This is a genomic window from Streptomyces mashuensis (genome assembly GCF_014654785.1).
GTDB lineage: Bacteria > Actinomycetota > Actinomycetes > Streptomycetales > Streptomycetaceae > Streptomyces > Streptomyces mashuensis.
In genome coordinates this window covers 39,286-57,372 of sequence record NZ_BNBD01000023.1, presented here as the reverse complement: position 1 = coordinate 57,372, position 18,087 = coordinate 39,286, and the positions used below count along the sequence as shown (strand labels likewise).

Below are 18,087 nucleotides of genomic sequence, written 5' to 3'. Positions count from 1 at the left end.
ATAGTTTTCGGGGTCAGGGGGAAACGAAGCACCGACAGGAGAACAACATGCGCGCTGACCATGACGTCGTGGTGGCGGGGGCCGGCCCGGCGGGGCTGATGCTCGCGTGCGAGCTGCGGCTGGGCGGAGCCCGCGTCCTGGTCGTCGAACGGCTGACGGACGTCGACGGGACGATCAAGGCGGGCTCCATCAACACGCCCACCGCCGAGGCGTTCTACCGGCGCGGACTACTGCCGCGCCTGGCCGAGGTGCAGCAGCGCACCCTCGAAAAGGTGAGCGCGCTCCTCGGGGCCGCTCCCGGTGCCGGCCCCGGCGCCCCGCCCCCGGCGCTCCCACCCAAGTTCGCCGGCCACTTCGCCGGCATCGGGCTGCGGGCGGACCGGTTCGACCCGTCGGCCCCCGGCTTCGCCGACCGGGGCCCCGCCGGCGACGTCGGCTTCGTGGCGCAGCAGGACATCGAACGCATACTGAACGCCCGGGCGGAGGAACTCGGCGTGGAGGTGCGCAGGGGCGTCGAGCTGACCGGCTTCACGGCGGACGCGGACGGCGTCACCGTGACCACCCGGCCGGGCGGGACGGTCCGCGCCGGATGGCTGGTCGGCTGCGACGGCGGCCGCAGCACCGTACGGAAGCTCGCCGGGTTCGCCTTCCCCGGCACCGACGCCGAGATCACGGGCTATCAGGCGCTCGTCGAGATGACCGGCCACGAGGGGCTGGGCCGCGGCTGGAACTGGACGGAGACCGGCACGTACGCGCACGGCCCCACGCCCGGCCGCATCCTGACCGTCGAATTCGACGGGCCGCCGGCGGACCGCCGGGCCCCCGTCACGGCCGAGGAACTCCAGAAGTCGCTGCGCCGCGTCTCCGGCGTCGACGTCACCATCACCCACGTGCACACCGCCACCCGCTTCACCGACAACGCCCGCCAGGCCGCCGACTACCGGTCCGGGCGCGTCCTGCTGGCCGGCGATGCCGCGCACGTCCACGCCCCCTTCGGCGGACAGGGGCTCAACCTGGGCGTGGGCGACGCCATGAACCTCGGCTGGAAGCTCGCCGCCGTGGTCCGCGGCGACGCCCCCGAAACGCTGCTCGACTCGTACACCACCGAACGGCACCCCCTCGGCGCCTGGGTGCTCGACTGGACCCGCGCCCAGGTGTCCCTCATGCGCCCCGACCCCAAGACCCGCGCCCTGCGCGCCCTCATGGCCGGGCTGACCGAGGAGACGGCCGTGACGACCCACCTCGCGACCATGATCTCCGGCGTGTGGCAGCACTACGAGGCACCCGCCGGCGCCCACCCCCTCGTCGGCCACAGCGCCCCCGACCTGTGCCTGGCCGACGGCAGCAGGCTCGCCGGCCACCTGCACGACGGCCGCGCCCTCCTCCTGGACCTGACCGGCGACGCCGTCCCCGCCGGGCGGACGACCGGGGACGCGGCCGGGTACGGGAACCGCCTGAAGGTCCTGACCACCACCTGCGCCGGCCACCCGGAGCTGACGGCCCTCCTGGTCCGCCCGGACGGCATCACCGCCTGGGCGGCCGGCCCGGACGGCGCGACCGGCTCCCTCTCCGAGGCCCTGATGCAGTGGCTCGGCGCCCCGGCCGCAGGCTGAGGACGACCGCTGAACATCCGCTGAACGGACGGCGGTCCGGAGGACCGGCAGGAAAATCCCGCCGATCCTCCGAACCCCTCCCGTCACCGCGATTCGACCGCCTGTGCGGCCGCGCGCGGCCCGGTGGGGTCATTGCTCCACCGTCACCTCTCCCGGAACGGACTTGTGGTTCCGCTCACGCTGTTTTCCGGGCGCCGCCAAAGCGCCCGCAAAACCTGCGGATTTATCGTCCGTCATGCGCTCCGTTGCACGGTCACGGCCCGCCCGGGACGACAAAGCCCCAGGTGAACACGGAACTTACCCGTCCAGCTCCGCGCTTCCGCGGCTCCTCGTCATCGTCCGGTGAACGGCGGGAAGCGATCGGACGGTCGTTCAGCGCCCCCGAGGCTCAAAAGTCCGGGCGGCTCCGCATACGCGGTCAATACTTCTGCTGCGACCGCTCGACCTGTCCGACCGCTCCGACCGCTCCGACCGACTCGACCGATTCGACGACCGGAGGTCCCGCATGACGGCGTCCATCTTCCCGTACAAGCAGTCCTTCGCCGGATCCACCGTTCCGCCCGACTGGAAGCTGTACGGGTCGGCGAGGATGACCGGCAAGGGCTGGCTCAGCCTCACCCAGGCGCAGGGGTTCCAGGCCGGCACCGCCCTGCTGAACCTGGCCTTCCCCAGCAGCGACGGCATCTCCGTCCAGTTCGACCTCGCCGCCTACGGCGGCTCCGGCGCCGACGGCCTCTCGTTCTTCCTCATCGACGGGGCGTACGAGACCGGCGTGGGCGGCCCCGGCGGTGCCCTCGGCTACGCCTGCTACCACAAGGCGGACGCGCACGACCGCAAGCCCGGCGTGACCAAGGGCTACATCGGTGTCGGCATCGACCAGTACGGCTCGTTCTCCGACCCGACCCAGGCCGGTGACACCGGTCCCGGCCCGAAGCCGAACAACGCCGTGCTCCGCGGCTCGGGCGACCAGTACGACGGCTACCGCTACCTCGCCGGCGCCGCCCTGCCCTCGCTGAGCCTGACGCGCGAGACCCCGGCCCGCATCCTGCTGTCGGTCGACGACCGGCGCGTGACGGTGGCCGTCCGCAAGGACAACGCCTGGCTGAAGCTGATCGCGTACGACCTGCGCGACGCCACCGGTCAGGTGCCGCTGCCCGGCACCCTGAAGCTCGGTCTCTCGGCCGCCACCGGCGCGAACACCAACCACTATGAGGTCCGCGACCTCGAGGTCACGCTCCCTGCCGAGACCGACGTCACGCCGACGGCCCCGGAGACCGCCACCGCCGGTTCCCCGATCGGCTACCGCATCACCGTGGTGAACAAGGGCCCCAACGCCGTCCCCGACGCCAAGCTCACCGGCAAGATTCCCACGGAGGTCACGGGCGCCGCGTTCGGCACGGTCGAGCTCTCCGGAGGCGCCACCGCCGGGACGGGCACCATCGTGAACGGCACCTACACCCAGCCGCTGTCCCTGCCCAAGGGCGGACAGGCCGTCGTGCCGCTCAACGGCACGATCGGCACCGGCGTCGTCGGCGACATCACCCTGGACGCCACCGCCGTGTCGGAGACGCGGTCCCTCGTCGGGAAGTACTCCGGATCGGCCACCACCAAGGTGACCGCCCCGCCGACCGCCGACGTCCCGATCGGGCTGCGCGGGCCGGCCACGGCCGACTTCGGCAAGCCGGTCTCGTACACGGTGACCGTCGACAACAAGGGGCCGGGCGCCGTGCCCGAAGCGAAGATCACCGGTACGTTCCCGGGGCAGCTCACCGGAGCGACGTTCGAGGCGCCCGTCCTTACCGGCGGCGCCACCGCCGGCCAGGGCACCATCGCCGCCGGCGCCTTCACCCAGCCGCTGAACCTGCCCAAGGGCAGCCGGGCCGTCATCCGCGTCAGCGGCACCGTCCAGGCCAACTACACGGGCGACCTCACCGTCACCGCGCAGATCGACACCGGCAAGGTCATCAACTCCTCGCCGTACAAGTCCGCCACCTTCACCACCAAGGTCAGCGCGCCGAAGATCGATGTGACGGTCAAGGAGAAGACGGGCTTCGACCAGACCTGGCCTCCGGAGGCCCAGGGCTACGTGTGGTCGTACCTCTTCGAACTGGCGGCCAGCAAGAACCGTGTCCAGCAGTGGCAGCTGTCCTTCGACGGCCTGCCGGCGGGCAGCAGGTTCAACCCGCAGTACAAGGAACACTGGTACACCGTGGTCAAGGACGGCAGCACCGACGGCCAAGTCCTCATCGAGTCCCCGGCCACCGGCCACAGCATCGAGCCCGGCACACCGCTCCAGGTGCGCGTCCAGGTCCTCCACCACTCCAAGGCCGGGTCCAACGACGGCACCCTCTACAACCTCCAGGGCATCGCCCTGAAGGAGAGCGCCCACTGACCGTCCCGGCAATCCCGCGGCCGGACACCGCTGCCCCGCGCGGCCGGTGTCCGGCCGCCGCACGCCCGAAACGGCACCCTTGCACCCGACGAGGACGGCGGGGTCGGCTACCCCGCATGAGGAACCCGAGAACGAGCAAGAGAATCGTTGCCGCACTGACGGCCGTGACCGCCCTGGCCGCCGGAGCACTGCTGCAAGAGCCCCTCGGCCGGCCCGCGGAGGCCGCCCCGGCGAAGCCCGCACCCGCAAAGGCCGCACCCGCGAACGTCGCCCCGCACCACCCGCCCGGGCTCGCCGGCACCGATCTCGACACCGTGACGATCCCCGAGCTCCAGGCCCGCATGGCCGCCGGATCGCTCACCTCCACCGCCCTGACGGCCGCCTACCTGCGGCGGATCGACACGGTCGACCCCCTCGTCCACGCAGTGCTGCGCACCGACCCGACGGCCCTGCGCCAGGCCGCCGCCAGCGACGCCCGGCGCCGGCAGGGCACCGTCCGCGGTCCGCTCGACGGCATCCCCGTCCTGCTCAAGGACAACGTGAACACCCGTGACATGCCGACGACGGCCGGGTCGCTGGCCCTCGCCGGCAGTCCGCCGGACACCGACGCCGCGCTGGTGACCCGCCTGCGGGACGCCGGGGCGGTGATCCTCGGCAAGACCAACCTGTCCGAGTGGGCGAACTTCCGCGCGGACCGGCCGACGTCGGGCTGGTCCGCGGTGGGCGGCCAGACCCGCAACCCCCACGTCCTGGACCGCAACCCCTGCGGGTCGTCCTCAGGCTCGGCCGCCGCGGTCGCCGCCTCCCTCGCCCAGGTGGCCATCGGCACCGAGACGGACGGCTCCATCGTGTGCCCCGCGGGCATGACCGGCGTGACCGGCCTCAAGCCCACCCTCGGCACCGTCAGCCAGGCGGGTGTCGTGCCCATCTCCGCCCAGCAGGACACCGCCGGGCCCCTGGCACGCAACGTCACCGACGCCGCGCTCACCTGGTCCGTGCTCGCCGGCCACCGGGCCGCCACCGCACCCCCGGCGGACCTGCGCGGCCGGCGGATCGGCCTGTGGCGGCTGCCCGCCCTCGGCCCGGAGGTGGACGCCCTGATGACCCGTACGGCCGGCGCGCTCCGGGCGGCAGGGGCCGAGGTCGTCGAGGTGACACCGCCGTACCAGGAGCGCCTCGCCGCCCTCGAGTTCCCCGCGCTGCTCAGCGAGTTCCACCGGGACATCGACGCCTACCTCGCCACCCGCCACGGCCCCCGGGACCTTGCCGGACTGGTCCGCTTCAACCGCACCCACCCGGCCGAACGGACCTGCTTCGCCGGCCAGGAACTCTTCGAACGGGCCCTCGTCGCGCCGCCCGCCGCCGGCCGCGAGCACCGGGCCCGGCGCGCCGAGCTGACGGACCTGGCCCGGCGGTCCCTGGACGGGACGCTGGCCGCCCACCACCTGGACGCCCTCGCCGCACCGGCCAACCCGCCCGCCTGGACGACCGACTGCGCCCGCGGCGACAACGACGTGATCCCGTCCTCCACCCCCGCGGCCGTGGCCGGCTACCCGTCGCTGGCGGTGCCCGCCGGGTTCGTGGGCGACCTGCCCGTCGGCCTCCTCCTGATGGCCGGCGGCCACCAGGACGCCCGGCTCCTGTCCCTGGGGGCGGCGGTGGAACACCGGCTGGCGGCCCGGCGCGCCCCGCGCTACCTGCCCTCGACGACGGCCGGCGGGAGCGGGCCGGGCAACTGACCGGGCACCGGTGGCGAGCGGGCGTCCCCGGTAGGAGAGGATGCTCCGCACGGTGCACGCCGCGTCCGGACGCGGCCCCGTCCTCACGCACCGCAGGAAGGACACAGGAAGCATGAACCACCAGGTCCCCCAGGGGCCCCCGCCACCCGCCGCCCCCAGACGGTCCGGACGCAACCCGGTCATCGTCGTCCTGGCCGTGATCATCGGCCTCGGCTACGGGGCGTTCAAGGTGTTCGACCACGACAAGGGCGGGTCCCGCTCGACCCCCTCCTCGTCGGCCTCCGCCGGGCACAAGGGCGGCGAGTGGCAGGTGGGCGACTGCGGGGGACCCGACCCCGACCGTGCTCCCGACGGCTACAAGCCCTACGACTGCGGCGACTCGCACGCGTCGTTCAAGGCCGTCGAGATCAAGGACGGCACGTTCATGCCGGAGTCCATACAGTGCCCCGGGGGCACCGACCTCATCATCCGGGTGAGCGTCTCCTTCGGCTCCAAGAGCAGCTCGGGCGGCGGCATCCCCACCAAGACGGTCTGCGGGCGCAACCTGGCGGGGAACCACCCCGGTGACCCGGGCGCCGGCGGCGGCCAGCTGGTCAAGGGCGACTGCGTGACGTCCACCGCCAAGGAAGTGCCCTGCTCCGGGGCGGCGTCGGACTCCTACAAGGTGCTCGACCTCGTCAAGAACCAGAACCAGTGCCCCGCGGGCACCACCGAGCCCATGGAGCTCACGCTCGCCATCGGCAGGCCGTACGACGTGATCTGCGCGGCGAAACAGTAACCGGAGCAGCAGCCGGCGCGCAGCAGCCGGCGCCGGGCGGTCTCAGCCGGCCGCGTCCGCAGCCAGGTCCCTGCCCGCGTCCGCGTACGACGGTGTCGTCGCCGGCCGCACGGCCTTCTCCCACAGGGTGAACGACTTGGGCGGACCGGCCGGCTGCGGCTTGCCCTCCGCGTGGCCGACGGCCCGGTAGCCGGCGTCCCGGTAGTAGGCGTGCAGGCGGGCGTTGCCGGCCAGGCAGTCCAGCCGGACGCACGCCCGGCCCGTCTCGGCCACGCGGCGCTCCGCGGCCCGCAGCAGCAGCCGTCCGGTGCCGGGGGCGGCGTGGCGCCGGTCCACCATCAGGCGGTGGACGTAACCGGCCACCGGGGGCTGCGGCCCCCAGGCGTCCTCGTCGTCCCACCACAGTTCCCAGGCCCCGGCCGGCCGCCCGCCGGACTCGGCGAGCCAGACCTCGCCGGCCGCCGCGACCCGGCGGAAGTGGTCCTCGCCGAGCTCGCCCGGCCGCCACTGGCCGGTGACGCCGAGGCCGAGCATCCAGCGCGCGGCGTCGTCGCGCAGGCGGACAAGGGCGGGCAGGTCGGCCTCTTCGGCGAGGCGGAAGTGCAGATCGGTCACGCGGTGATCTTCGCACGTGCCCGCCGCGGGCCGGACGGCCCGTCAGTGGCGTTCGCGGCGGTCCGCCAGCAGCACGTGGGTCTGCGCTCCGGCGGCCATGGCCATCGACGCGCAGGCCAGGGCGGTCACCCAGGCGGGGTACTGGTGGTCGCCGAGGACCAGCATCAGCAGGAAGGTCAGCAGGGCCACGGCACAGGACCAGGTGACGGGGCTCGTACGGGGCATCGTGGGCTCCTCCGGTCGTACGGAAAGGCTGTGGCACGCGCGTACCCGCGCAGCGCCGGCCGAGCCGGGCACGGCGTCAAACCACCCGTGGGAGTGAGCCGGGCGCCGGTTCAGCCGTGACCGCCCTGCGGGGCCGTCGCCCGGTGCCGGATGCCCGAGCGCACCGCCCAGTGGAAGATGCCGAGCGTCACCACCGCCACGGTGAGGGAGTCGTACGGGGCGGGCAGCCGGCCGGAGCCCTTGAAGGTGCCCAGCCAGGACAACAGCGTGAGCACGGACAGGTAGCACAGCAGCCACGCGCCGTCCCGGAGTTCGACGGCGAGGGGCCGGTCGTGGCCGGAGCGCCGCATCCCGAGGAAGAGGACCAGCCCGGCCAGGACGACGGGCAGGGCGAGGCGCAGGTCGTGCCAGCCCGACCAGTACACGAACTCGCTCGACACCACGAAGCTGACGGGCGCGATCCAGCGCAGGCCCGGCACCCAGTCCGCCGTCCGTGTGCCGGGATCGGCGCGGAACACGGCCACGGCGACCGCCGAGGCCGCGTAGATCAGCAGGTACATGTCGCCCATGATGCTGACGATGCGCTGCCAGCCGCCGAACGGCAGCAGGAAGACCACGATCACGGCGAGGTTCAGGGCGAGCGCACGGTGCGGGATGCCCGTCCGCCGGTCGACCTGCATGAAGGTGCGGGGCAGGGTGCGGTTCTTGGCGAGCGCGTACGTGTGGCGGGCGTTCAGGGCCACGCCGACGTACGCCGACCCGCCGGGGGAGACCACCGCGTCGGCGTAGAGCAGGCTGGACAGCCAGTGCAGGTTGAGAATCAGGGCCAGCTGGCCGAACGGCGACTCGAAGTCGACGCCCTTCCAGCCGTGGCCGAGCAGGCTCTCGGGCACGGTGAAGAGGAAGGCGAGCTGAAGGGCCAGGTACATCAGCAGGGCGAGGCCGATGCCGGTGAGCACGGAGGCCGGGATCGTACGGCGGGGGTTGCGGGTCTCGCCCGAGAAGTCGAGCGGTGCCTGGAAGCCGTTGACCGAGTAGACGATGCCGCCGCCGGCGAGGGCGGACAGGCAGGCGGCGTAGCCGTACGGGGCGAACCCGCCATGGTCGGTGAGGCGCCCGGAGTGCCAGCCGGAGGCGAACAGGGCGATCACGGTGACCACGGGAACGGCGATCTTGAAGACGGTCACCAGGTTGTTGAGCCGCGCGAACGTCCGCACCGCGAACCAGTTGAGCGCCGTCAGCAGCACGCTGAGGCCCACGGCGACCCCGAGACCCGTGGGGGTCAGGACGTGGCCGTGGTAGAGGTCCGGCAGGTAGTGGTCGGCGTACTGCATGATGGCGCTGATCTCCGCCGCCGTACCGCCCACCGACAGCAGCACCGACCAGCCCACCAGCGTCCCGACGAGCCGCCCGCTGGCGTACAGCGGCCAGCGCACCGTGCCGCCGCCCTCCGGGCGCGAGGCGCCCAGCTCGATCATCACCAGCGCCACCAGTGCGCACAGCAGCCCGGCACCCACCCAGGTCAGCAGGGACGCGGGCCCGGCCGTGCGGGCGCCGTACATCGCGGCGAACAGCCAGCCCGAGCCGACGATGTTGGAGAACCCGATCGCCGTGAGGGCCCGGAAGCCGAGCTCCCGGTGCAGGCGCCGCTCCTGTCGCGCCGCCTCCTCCCCTCCGGCATCCGGCGGTACGGTCATGTGATCGGCTGTCACGTCGGCCCCCTCGTCGTGCCTGAGTGATCACACAACCGTAGGTGACGGGCGGTCATTCCCCGTCCATGCCGCACCCGGGGTGTTCCCGCTCCCACTCGCTCCTCGTCAGGGCGTACTCGACGTCGCCGTGCTCGGAGCCCTCCACGACGTCGGGCCAGTCGCCGAAGAACGTCCGGACGTACCGGAGCCCGGCCTTCTCCATCACCCGCCGCGACGCCGTGTGGACGGTCATGGCGTTGGCGGTCACCCGCCGGACGCCGAGTTCGGTGAAGCCCTTCCGGATGAGCGCGCGGGAGCCCTCCACCGCATAGCCCCGGCCCCACGCCTCCTTGCGCAGCCGGTAGCCCAGTTCGACCTCGTCCGGGCGGTCGTCCACCAGCGGCCGGAACTCGAACCAGCCCAGGAACGCCCGGGCGTCGTCCCTCGTCTCGGCGGCCCAGTAGCCGTACGTGCCCAGGCCCGGGTGGACGTGGCGGAACCGGGGGAGGCGCTGGGTGCGCATCTCCTCGCGGGAGGTCGGCCGGCCTCCGTTGATGTACCGCATGACGTCGGGGTCGGCGTCCAGCGCGACGAGGAGGCCGAGGTCCTCGTCGTTCGCGCGGAACGCGCGCAGCCTCATGCGCCGGGTCTCCAGGAAGGTGTCGTCCATGGGCCGCATCCTTCCCCCTACCACGCCGGGGGCGGGCGGCGGCGCTGTTCACGCGGTGTGCCGTCCTTGTCACATCGGGGCAGGAGCTCCTGACTTCCCGTCCGTTCTCTGCTGTTCTTTCCGGCGACAGTCATGAAATGAGCATGACGACGGGATCGGAGTGACATGAAGAGACAGTTCCGTTTAAGTGCCCCTTCGGGTGCAGGCCCGCACAGCACCTCGGTGGTCCGGCGCGCGGTCGCCGCGGCCCTGGGAGCCCTCGCACTGATCGCCGCGGCCCTCACCGGCGCGGCCCCCGCCACCGCCGCGGCCCGCGCGGGCGGCTGGTCCTGCTCGGGAGCACCCGTCCCGGACGGGTACGTCATCACCGCGTACGACCGCAACGGGTGCCGGGGCGCGGGCGCCTGGTACCAGCAGCCCGTGCAGGACGGCATCTGGACCTGCTCCGGGTCGCCCATCGTCTCCGGCTACGTCATCACCAACTACGACCGCAACGGGTGCTCCGGCATCGGCGCCTGGTACCACCAGCTCGCCCGTGACGGCCGCTGGACCTGCGCCGGCTCGCCCATCCCGTCCGGCTACGTGACCACCAACTACAACCGCACCGGCTGCAACGGCATCGGTGCCTGGTACCACCAGCTCGTCCGCAACGGCATCTGGACCTGCCCCGGCTCCCCGATCCCGCCGGGCTACCGCAGCACCACCTACAGCGCGGGCGGCTGCGGCGGCCTCGGGGCCTGGTACACCGTCCGCGCCTGACGCCCGCGCCCGGGCGGGCCGCACGGCCGGCGGCCCGCCCGGGGCCCGTCAGGGGTCCGTCAGGGGTTCTCGCACATCGCCGAGCTCGCGGCGGCGTACATCTTCGCCATCGCGGCGTCGAGATTCAGCACGGCCTCGGAGTTGGTCATCACGGCCACGTGACGGCCGTCGGCCGACGCCATCGTGAACGACAGGTACCCGGGCACCCCGCCGGTGTGCCCCCACGCCACCCGGCCGCAGGGCAGGTCCAGACGGTTCAGGCCCAGGCCGTACGGGGCGTAGGCGCTGACCTTCTGCATCTCGGCCAGGCCCGCCGGCGACAGGAGCCTCCCGTCGACGAGCGCCTGGTAGAACGTGACCATGTCCTGCTCGGTGGAGGTCATCGCCCCCGCGCTGAGGAACACCGACGGCTCGAACTCGGTGGTCACGTCACGCCAGAAGAACAGCGGGCCCACCCGCAGGCCGCGGTAGCCGTGCACGTAGGGCGTGGCGAGGCTCCGGTCGCCCGGCGCCGGGAAACGGGTCTCGGTCAGGCCCAGGGGCTCGATGATCCGGCTGGTGATCACCCGGCCCACCGGCGTCCCGGTGATCTTCTCGACGAGCATGCCGAGGATTTCGAAATTGGTGTTGCTGTAGTGGAAGGCCGCCCCCGGCGCCGACGCCGGCGGGTGGCTCAGCCCGTCCCGCACCAGGGCGGCCAGCGTGTACGTGCCGTCGGGACCGGCCTGCGCCGCCGGGTTGCTGGTGGGGATGCCGCTGGTGTGCTGGAGGAGCTGCCGCACGGTGATGGCGTTGCCGTCGTAGCCGTTGCCGCTGACGACACCGGGCAAGTACCGCTCGATCGGGGCGTCGAGGGACACCTTGCCCTCGTCGGCCAGCTGCACCACCGCGACGGCGGTGAACGTCTTGGTCTGGCTGCCGATGCGGAAGTGCTCCGTGGGCCGGACCGGGCGCTGCCCACCGGTGTCCCCGGTACCGACGGCGAGGCTCCAGGACTCGCCCCGGTCCCCGGCGTACAGCCCGGCCCCCGGACCGCCCACCGCCTGCAACTCCTGGAGCGCCGCCTGCGTGGCCGCGTGATCGCCCTGTGCCCGGCTCTTCGCCTGGGCCGGCGCCGGCAGCACCGACACGGCGGCGACCACCGCGCCGGCCACTGCTGCGAGTCTCCACTTGCCTCGAATGCGTGCCACGGGAACTCCTTGCCGGATGGACGCGGATGGACGCGTATGAGCGACGGCCATCCTGCTGCACCGGGCGTACGGAGAAGAGATCGTCTTCGGCCAACTACCGGTCACCCCGGCGGGAGTTCCCCTCCCCGGGCGTCAGAGCGGGGCGAGGCACATGAGCACCTCGTCGCGGTCGCCCGCCGGCAGCCGGAGCACACCGGGCCGCCGGCCGGTCTCGCGCCAGCCGAGCCTCCCGTAGAACGCTTCGAGACCGGCACCGCCCCGTACGGCGATGTGCAGCTGCCCCTGTTGCGACGGCTGCGTCTGCACGTGGTGGAGCGTTCCCCAGTGCGAGACGAGGGGTCCGGCCCATTGACAACCGACAGGAAACCTTCCTGATAATGCGGCGGAACGGTTGACGGTCAGTGCTTCACCCCCGGCGGCTGCGGAAGGGGCTCCCAGGACGTGACCACCCCCGGACAGCACCACGCCCGTACCCCCGGCACGCCCAGCCTGCTGCGCGCCCTCAACGACCGCGCCGCCCTCGACCTGCTGCTCGCCCACGGACCCCTGTCCCGCAGCCGGATCAGCACGCTCACCGGGCTGTCCAAGCCCACGGCCTCCCAGCTGCTGGCCCGCTTGGAGGCCGCCGGGCTGGTCGTGCCCGTAGGCACCACGGCCGGCGGGCCCGGCCCGAACGCCCGGCTCTACCAGGTCAACCCGGCCGCCGCCCACGTCGCCGCCCTCGACGTGACCAGCACCGAGGTCCGGGTCGCCGTCGCCGACCTCACCGGCACCACGCTCGCCGAGCACCGCGCCCCCACCACGGGCTGGGCCACGGACGCCACCGCCACCGAGGTCGCCCACGCCGTCGCCCGCACCGTACGGGCGGCCGGCCTCCCCCCAGGGGCGGTGGACCAGGCCGTCATCGGCATCGGCGGCGCCCTCGACCCGGCCACCGGCCGGCTGCGCTACGCCGCCCACCTGCCCGGCTGGCACTCCCCGCAGCTCGTCCCCGCGCTACGGGCCGCCATCGGCGCACCCGTGTCCGTCGAGAACGACGTCAACCTCGCCGCCGTCGCCGAGCAGACCCACGGCGCGACCCGCGGCTGCGACGACTTCGTCCTCCTCTGGGCCGGAAGGGGCATCGGCGCGGCCGTCGTCATCGGGGGCCGGCCGCACCGGGGCTTCACCGGCGGCGCGGGCGAGGTCGGCTACATGCCGCTGCCCGGCGCGCCCGTCGTCCGCGACGTCCGCCGGAAGAACTCCGGCGGCTTCCAGGAACTCGCCGGCGCCCCGGCGGTCCTGGCCCTGGCCCGGCAGCACGGCCTGACCGCGCCCACCGCCGGACAGGCCGTCGCCGAAGCCCTGCACACGCCGGGGAAGGGCGACTCCTTCCTCACCGGGCTCGCCGGACGGCTGGCCCTGGGCCTGGCGTCGATCGTCACCGTCGTCGACCCGGAACTCCTGGTCCTCGCCGGCGAGGTGCCCGCCGCCGGCGGCGAACGGCTGCGCGCCCTGGTCCAGGACGCCCTGCACGACCTCACCGTCGCCCGCCCCGAGGTGCGCTCCAGCACCGTCCGCGGCCACCCCGTGCTCCGCGGCGCCCTGCAACGCGCCCTCACCACCGTCCGGGACACCGTCTTCACCACCCACCACTGAAGGAGCTGAGGGCTGATGTCCGCACTGAAGCTGGCCGTCGTCGGCGGTGGCTCCACCTACACCCCCGAACTCGCCGACGGCCTCGCCCGCCTCCGGGACACCCTCCCCGTCGGCGAACTCGTCCTCGTCGACCCCGCCGCCGAACGCCTCGAACGCGTCGCCGGCCTCGCCCGCCGCATCCTCGCCCGCCAGGACCACCCGGCCACCGTCACCACCACCGCCTCCGTGGCGGCCGGCGTGGAGGACGCCGACGCCGTGCTGCTCCAGCTGCGGGTCGGCGGGCAGGCGGCGCGCGAGCAGGACGAGACGTGGCCGCTGGAGTGCGGCTGCGTCGGCCAGGAGACCACCGGCGCCGGCGGCCTCGCCAAGGCACTGCGCACGGTCCCGGTCGTCCTCGGCATCGCCGAACAGGTGCGCCGCACCGCGCCCCGCGCCTGGATCGTCGACTTCACCAACCCGGTGGGCATCGTCACCCGGGCCCTGCTCACCGCAGGCCACCGGGCCGTCGGCCTGTGCAACGTGGCGATCGGCTTCCAGCGGAGGTTCGCCCGGCACCTGGGCGTCGACCCCGGACGGATCCGCCTCGACCACGTGGGCCTCAACCACCTCACCTGGGAACGCGGCGTCACCCTGCTCGACACGCCCGGCGCCACCGGCGGCCGCGAGGTGCTGCCCGAGCTGCTGGTCGGCTTCGGCGAGCAGATCGCCGCCGACCTGCGCCTGCCGCTCCCGCTGATCCGGCGGCTGGGCGCCGTCCCCTCCTACTACCTGCGGTACTTCTACCAGCACGACACGGTGGTGGACGAACTGCGCACCAACGGCTCGCGCGCCTCCCGCGTCGCCGCCATCGAACGGCAGCTGCTGGAGATGTACGCGGACCCCGCACTCGACACCAAACCGGACCTCCTCGCCCAGCGCGGCGGTGCCTTCTACTCGGAGGCCGCCGTCCAGCTCGTCGCAGCACTGCTCGGCACGGGCTCCGGATCCGGCTCCGGGGACGGGGCCGGCGTCCAGGTGGTCGACACCCGTAACGACGGCACCCTGCCCTTCCTCCCCGACGACGCGGTGATCGAGGTGCCCGCCGCGGTGGACACCGACGGCGTGCGGCCCCTGCCCGTACGCCCGGTCGAGCCGCTGTACGCCGGCCTCATCGCCCACGTCACCGCCTACGAGCAGCTCGCCCTGGAGGCCGCGCTGAAGGGCGGGTACGACCGGGTCCACAGCGCACTGCTCGCCCATCCGCTGATCGGCCAGGCCGAACGGGCCGACCGGCTGACGGACCGGCTGATCGCCCACAACCGCGCCCACCTGAGCTGGGCCTGACATGATGCGGCGGCAGACGGAACAGATCCCGGGCGTCCTCGCCGTCGACGCCGGGAACAGCAAGACCGACGTCGCCCTGGTCGCCCTCGACGGCACGGTCCTCGGCACGGCCCGGGGCGCCGGTTTCCGGCCCCGGCACGACGGGGCCGACGAGGCGGTCGAGGGACTCGCCCCCCTGGTCGCGGAGGCCGCCGCCCAGGCCGGCCTCCGGCCGGGGCGCGTGCTCACCACCCGGGTCAGCGCCTGCCTCGCCAACGCCGACCTGCCGGTGCAGGAGGAGCGGCTGCGAGCGGCCGTCGCCGCCCGGCCGTGGGGCCTGACCACCGGCGTCGCCAACGACACGTTCGGCCTGCTGCGGGCCGGCACCGACGGGCCGCGCGGCGTCGCCGTGGTCTGCGGCGCCGGCATCAACTGCGCCGGGCTGCTGCCGGACGGCCGCACCGCCCGGTTCCCCGCCCTCGGCAGGCTCACCGGCGACTGGGGCGGCGGCGCGTGCCTCGCCACCGCCGCCATGTGGCACGCCGCCCGCGCGGAGGACGGCCGGGGCGTCCCCACCGCGCTGTCCGCCGCCATCGGCGCCCACTTCGACCTGCCGGGCGCCAACGCCGTCGCGGAAGCGATCCACCTGGGACTGCTGCCGCAGCAGCGCCTGCACGAACTGGTCCGCGTGCTCTTCGCCACCGCCGACGCCGGCGACCCCGTCGCCCGCCGCCTCGTCGACCGCCAGGCCGACGAGATCACCCGCCTCGCCGTGATCGCCCTCCGCCGGCTCGGCCTGCTGGAGGAACCCACCCCCGTCGTCCTCGGCGGCGGCGTCCTGGCCGCCCGTCACCCCTTGCTCATCGACAACCTGACGGCCCGCCTGGCTGCCGAGGCCCCCCTGGCCGAGCCCCGCGTCGTGACCACCCCACCCGTCCTGGGCGCCGCCCTCCTCGGCCTCGACCACCTCGGCGCCCCGACGGCCGCCCACCAGCGCCTCCGCGCCACGTACCCGCCCCCGGCCCCGGCCGGAGGGCCGGGCCGGCCTCATCAGGGGACGAAGACGTAGTCCGCCGTGTACGGCACGGCCGCCCGCTGCCCGGGGGTGCACGTCCCGGCCGGGGCGACGCCGCCGCGCGTGTTGAGGCGCAGGACCTCCCGGGTGTCCGCCAGCAGCCCCTTGTCCGCGCCCGACCGTGTCGCCTTCAGGTCCAGCTCGGGGATGTTTCCCGCGCCATTGGGCGCCTTGTCCGTCACCTCGCCGGTGACCGCCGAACCGTCCGGCGCCTTCCACTGCGGGGCGCCGCCGGGGCGTACAAAGGAGTGGGCGATGTTGCCGCCGAGGGCGGCGGACACGTTCTCCTGCGTGAACGCCGCCGACCCGTCGGGCTGCTTGACGCAGGCGTAGACCTGGCTGCCCCGGACCACGGACGCCTGGAAGCCGCGCCGGGCCACCGTGTCCATGTCGACCGGCGCGGCGAGCCGGTGGAGCTGGCCGCGGACCGCCCCACCGGGGAACTCTCCCGTGTGCAGGTTGGCGTAGAAGCCGCCGGGAGCGGAGGTGAGCGAGGCGAGCAGCTCGCGGTCCGGCACCTTGACCGTGCCCGTCACCGACGTCCGCCCGTCGGGCAGTTTCGACGTGCTCGGCGCACTCGGCGCACTCGACGCACTCGACATGAAGAAGGGGATCTTCACGTCCCCGTTCTTCCCGCGCCCGCCCTGGTGCACATGACCGGCCGTGGGCGTCGCGATCCCCCGGAAGGTGAAGGCGTACGCCACCTCGTCGCCCCGCACCCGCAGAAAGACCAGGGCCCGGCCGTCCTTGTCGCCCACGGCGGGCCCGCCGGGCGTGGGCACCTCCTGGTCACCGGACATGCTGCCGGCGAAGAAGACGGTTTCGGCGCCGGAACGGTCGCCACCGGCGGCGTCGTCCGGCAGCACGGCCAGGGCGGTGCCGGCGGCAGCGGCGGCGACCACGACGGCGGCCGCGCCCACGGCAAGAGCCTTGCGCTTCATGATGGTTCCCCCAGTTCTGCTGTCCCCCCCCGGCGGGTCCTCCCCGCGGGGCCTCCCACCGTCCCGTACGGACGCCGGACCCCGGCCGTTCAGTCCCCCCGCCGTTCCCCGGCCCGGTGAACGGATTCCGGCCGTTGTCCGTACCCCCTCCGGAGGCGCTCTCGACCCAGGGGGAGACGTGCGCGAGGATGCGGCCGTGGCCGACCGGACCAGTCCCGACGAGGACCTCATGCGGTCCCTGTACGAGGAGCACGCCGGCCCGCTGCTCGCCTTCGTCTCCCGGCTGGTGGGCGGGGACCGGCAGCGCGCCGAGGACGTCGTCCAGGAGACGCTGCTGCGCGCCTGGCGCAACGCCGACCGGCTGCGCGGCGCGACCGGTTCCGTACGCCCGTGGCTGGTGACCGTCGCCCGGCGCATCGTCATCGACCACCACCGCAGCCGGCAGGCCCGCCCGCCGGAATCCGACCCCGCACCGCTCGAACTGCTGCCCGCCGCCGACGAGATCGACCGGGCCCTGCGCCTCATGACGCTCTCCGACGCCCTGCGCGACCTCACCGGCGCGCACCGGGAGGCCCTGATCGAGACCTACTTCGAGGGACGCACCGTGAACGAGGCCGCCGCGGTCCTGGGCATACCCCCGGGGACCGTCAGATCGCGGGTCCACTACGCCCTGCGCTCGCTGCGGCTCTCGCTCGAGGAACGAGGAGTGACGCCATGAACCGCCCGGCAGCACCCGACCCCGGGCACTCCGCGGTCGGCGCCTACGCCCTCGGCGTGCTGGACGAGGCAGAGGCCGCCCGCTTCGAGGAACACCTGGCCGGCTGCGACCGCTGCGGCGCCGAGCTCGACGACCTCATGTGCCTCACCCCGCTGCTCGACGAGGTCAGGGAGGCCACGCCCGACCCCGCCGTCCTGACCGGTGCCCCGCGCCCGCAGGTGCTCGACGCGCTGCTCGACGAGGTCACCGCCACCCGCCGGGTCCGCCGTACGCGCCGGCTGTGGCTGACGGCCGCGGCGGCCGCGCTGGTCGTCGCCGGCCCGCTCGCGGGAGCGGCCCTGAGCGACCACGAAACCCCGGGCCACAGCGGAGTGAGCGCCGCCAAGCAGATGTACGAGGAGGGCGACAAGACCGGCACCGTCGACCCGGCCACCCGGGTGGACGCCACCGTCTCGCTCCAGGACAAGCCGTGGGGCACCCATGTCGCCCTGAAGCTGGGCAACGTCAAGGGCCCCTTGACCTGCGACCTCGTCGCCGTCGGCCGCGACGGCCGGGAGCAGACGGTCACCACCTGGGCGGTGCCCGTCCCCGGTTACGGCCTGAAGGAGGGGGACGGGCCCGGCCGCGAACCGCTCTACACCCACGGCGGAGCCGCTTTCGCCCGCACCGACATCGCCCGCTTCGAGGTCCGTACGCTCGACGGCCACCGCCTGGCGACCGTACGGATGTGACGACGGGCCG

At 73.9% G+C, this 18,087-nt stretch carries 17 protein-coding genes; 10 read left to right on the top strand and 7 right to left on the bottom strand.

From position 1 onward, the window contains the following. Positions 1-47: 47 nt before the first annotated feature. The 4 genes from IE305_RS31180 to IE305_RS31165 all read left to right on the top strand — a co-directional run bounded on the left by IE305_RS31180 (position 48) and on the right by IE305_RS31165 (position 6,522). The gene (locus tag IE305_RS31180; RefSeq protein ID WP_190133196.1) at positions 48-1,613 is read left to right on the top strand and encodes an FAD-dependent monooxygenase; all 1,566 of its coding nucleotides are present in this window, start codon (positions 48-50) and stop codon (positions 1,611-1,613) included. Between the two features lie 505 nt (positions 1,614-2,118). Next, positions 2,119-4,005 (top strand): lectin-like domain-containing protein, encoded by a 1,887-nt coding sequence (locus IE305_RS31175; protein WP_190133195.1) that lies wholly within the window; start codon positions 2,119-2,121, stop codon positions 4,003-4,005. Positions 4,006-4,121: 116 nt separating this feature from the next. Then, positions 4,122-5,744, top strand: a complete 1,623-nt coding sequence (locus IE305_RS31170) for an amidase family protein (protein ID WP_190133194.1) — start codon at positions 4,122-4,124, stop codon at positions 5,742-5,744. Between the two features lie 112 nt (positions 5,745-5,856). Further along, positions 5,857-6,522 carry a hypothetical protein gene (locus tag IE305_RS31165; protein ID WP_229891767.1) on the top strand — a complete coding sequence of 222 codons (666 nt, stop codon included), beginning with the start codon at positions 5,857-5,859 and terminating at the stop codon, positions 6,520-6,522. A gap of 42 nt (positions 6,523-6,564) precedes the next feature. On the opposite strand, the gene IE305_RS31160 is transcribed toward IE305_RS31165, so the two are convergent. From IE305_RS31160 to IE305_RS31145, 4 genes are all read right to left on the bottom strand, one after another. Further along, the gene (locus IE305_RS31160) at positions 6,565-7,137 is read right to left on the bottom strand and encodes a GNAT family N-acetyltransferase (RefSeq protein ID WP_190133193.1); all 573 of its coding nucleotides are present in this window, start codon (positions 7,135-7,137) and stop codon (positions 6,565-6,567) included. 42 nt (positions 7,138-7,179) lie between these two features. Further along, positions 7,180-7,362: a hypothetical protein gene (locus IE305_RS31155; protein WP_190133192.1), complete on the bottom strand. Its 183-nt coding sequence runs from the start codon at positions 7,360-7,362 to the stop codon at positions 7,180-7,182. Positions 7,363-7,472: 110 nt separating this feature from the next. Next, positions 7,473-9,059 (bottom strand): APC family permease, encoded by a 1,587-nt coding sequence (locus tag IE305_RS31150; protein ID WP_190133208.1) that lies wholly within the window; start codon positions 9,057-9,059, stop codon positions 7,473-7,475. Between the two features lie 67 nt (positions 9,060-9,126). Beyond that, complete coding sequence (locus tag IE305_RS31145) at positions 9,127-9,723, bottom strand: GNAT family N-acetyltransferase (RefSeq protein ID WP_190133191.1); 597 nt, start codon at positions 9,721-9,723, stop codon at positions 9,127-9,129. 222 nt (positions 9,724-9,945) lie between these two features. Between IE305_RS31145 and IE305_RS31140 the strand changes: the two genes are divergently transcribed. Then, the gene (locus IE305_RS31140; RefSeq protein WP_190133190.1) at positions 9,946-10,482 is read left to right on the top strand and encodes a hypothetical protein; all 537 of its coding nucleotides are present in this window, start codon (positions 9,946-9,948) and stop codon (positions 10,480-10,482) included. Positions 10,483-10,541: 59 nt separating this feature from the next. Here IE305_RS31140 and IE305_RS31135 read toward each other — a convergent pair whose 3' ends face one another. Together IE305_RS31135 and IE305_RS31130 are read right to left on the bottom strand one after the other, a co-directional pair. Further along, entirely contained in the window at positions 10,542-11,672 is a 1,131-nt protein-coding gene (locus IE305_RS31135) for a serine hydrolase domain-containing protein (RefSeq protein ID WP_229891766.1), read from the bottom strand. 132 nt (positions 11,673-11,804) lie between these two features. Continuing rightward, on the bottom strand, positions 11,805-11,978 hold the full coding sequence (locus tag IE305_RS31130; RefSeq protein WP_190133188.1) for a hypothetical protein: 174 nt from the start codon (positions 11,976-11,978) through the stop codon (positions 11,805-11,807). A gap of 135 nt (positions 11,979-12,113) precedes the next feature. Here IE305_RS31130 and IE305_RS31125 point away from each other — a divergent pair, with 135 nt between their 5' ends. From IE305_RS31125 to IE305_RS31115, 3 genes are read left to right on the top strand one after another with little or no spacing between them, the layout of a single operon-like run. Continuing rightward, on the top strand, positions 12,114-13,310 hold the full coding sequence (locus tag IE305_RS31125; RefSeq protein WP_190133187.1) for an ROK family transcriptional regulator: 1,197 nt from the start codon (positions 12,114-12,116) through the stop codon (positions 13,308-13,310). A 24-nt stretch (positions 13,311-13,334) separates the two neighbouring features. Further along, complete coding sequence (locus IE305_RS31120; protein ID WP_190133207.1) at positions 13,335-14,633, top strand: 6-phospho-beta-glucosidase; 1,299 nt, start codon at positions 13,335-13,337, stop codon at positions 14,631-14,633. Between the two features lies 1 nt (position 14,634). Continuing rightward, complete coding sequence (locus tag IE305_RS31115) at positions 14,635-15,681, top strand: N-acetylglucosamine kinase (protein WP_190133186.1); 1,047 nt, start codon at positions 14,635-14,637, stop codon at positions 15,679-15,681. On the opposite strand, the gene IE305_RS31110 is transcribed toward IE305_RS31115, so the two are convergent. Beyond that, entirely contained in the window at positions 15,663-16,628 is a 966-nt protein-coding gene (locus tag IE305_RS31110) for a CHRD domain-containing protein (RefSeq protein ID WP_190133185.1), read from the bottom strand. The two genes, IE305_RS31115 and IE305_RS31110, sit on opposite strands and share 19 nt — an antisense overlap. A 178-nt stretch (positions 16,629-16,806) precedes the next feature. Between IE305_RS31110 and IE305_RS31105 the strand changes: the two genes are divergently transcribed. Together IE305_RS31105 and IE305_RS31100 are read left to right on the top strand one after the other, a co-directional pair. Further along, on the top strand, positions 16,807-17,346 hold the full coding sequence (locus IE305_RS31105) for a sigma-70 family RNA polymerase sigma factor (protein ID WP_190133184.1): 540 nt from the start codon (positions 16,807-16,809) through the stop codon (positions 17,344-17,346). Continuing rightward, positions 17,343-18,077, top strand: coding sequence for a zf-HC2 domain-containing protein (locus IE305_RS31100; protein WP_190133183.1), 735 nt, complete (start codon positions 17,343-17,345; stop codon positions 18,075-18,077). Before IE305_RS31105 ends, IE305_RS31100 begins: the two co-directional genes overlap by 4 nt. The last annotated feature ends 10 nt before the right edge of the window (positions 18,078-18,087 follow it).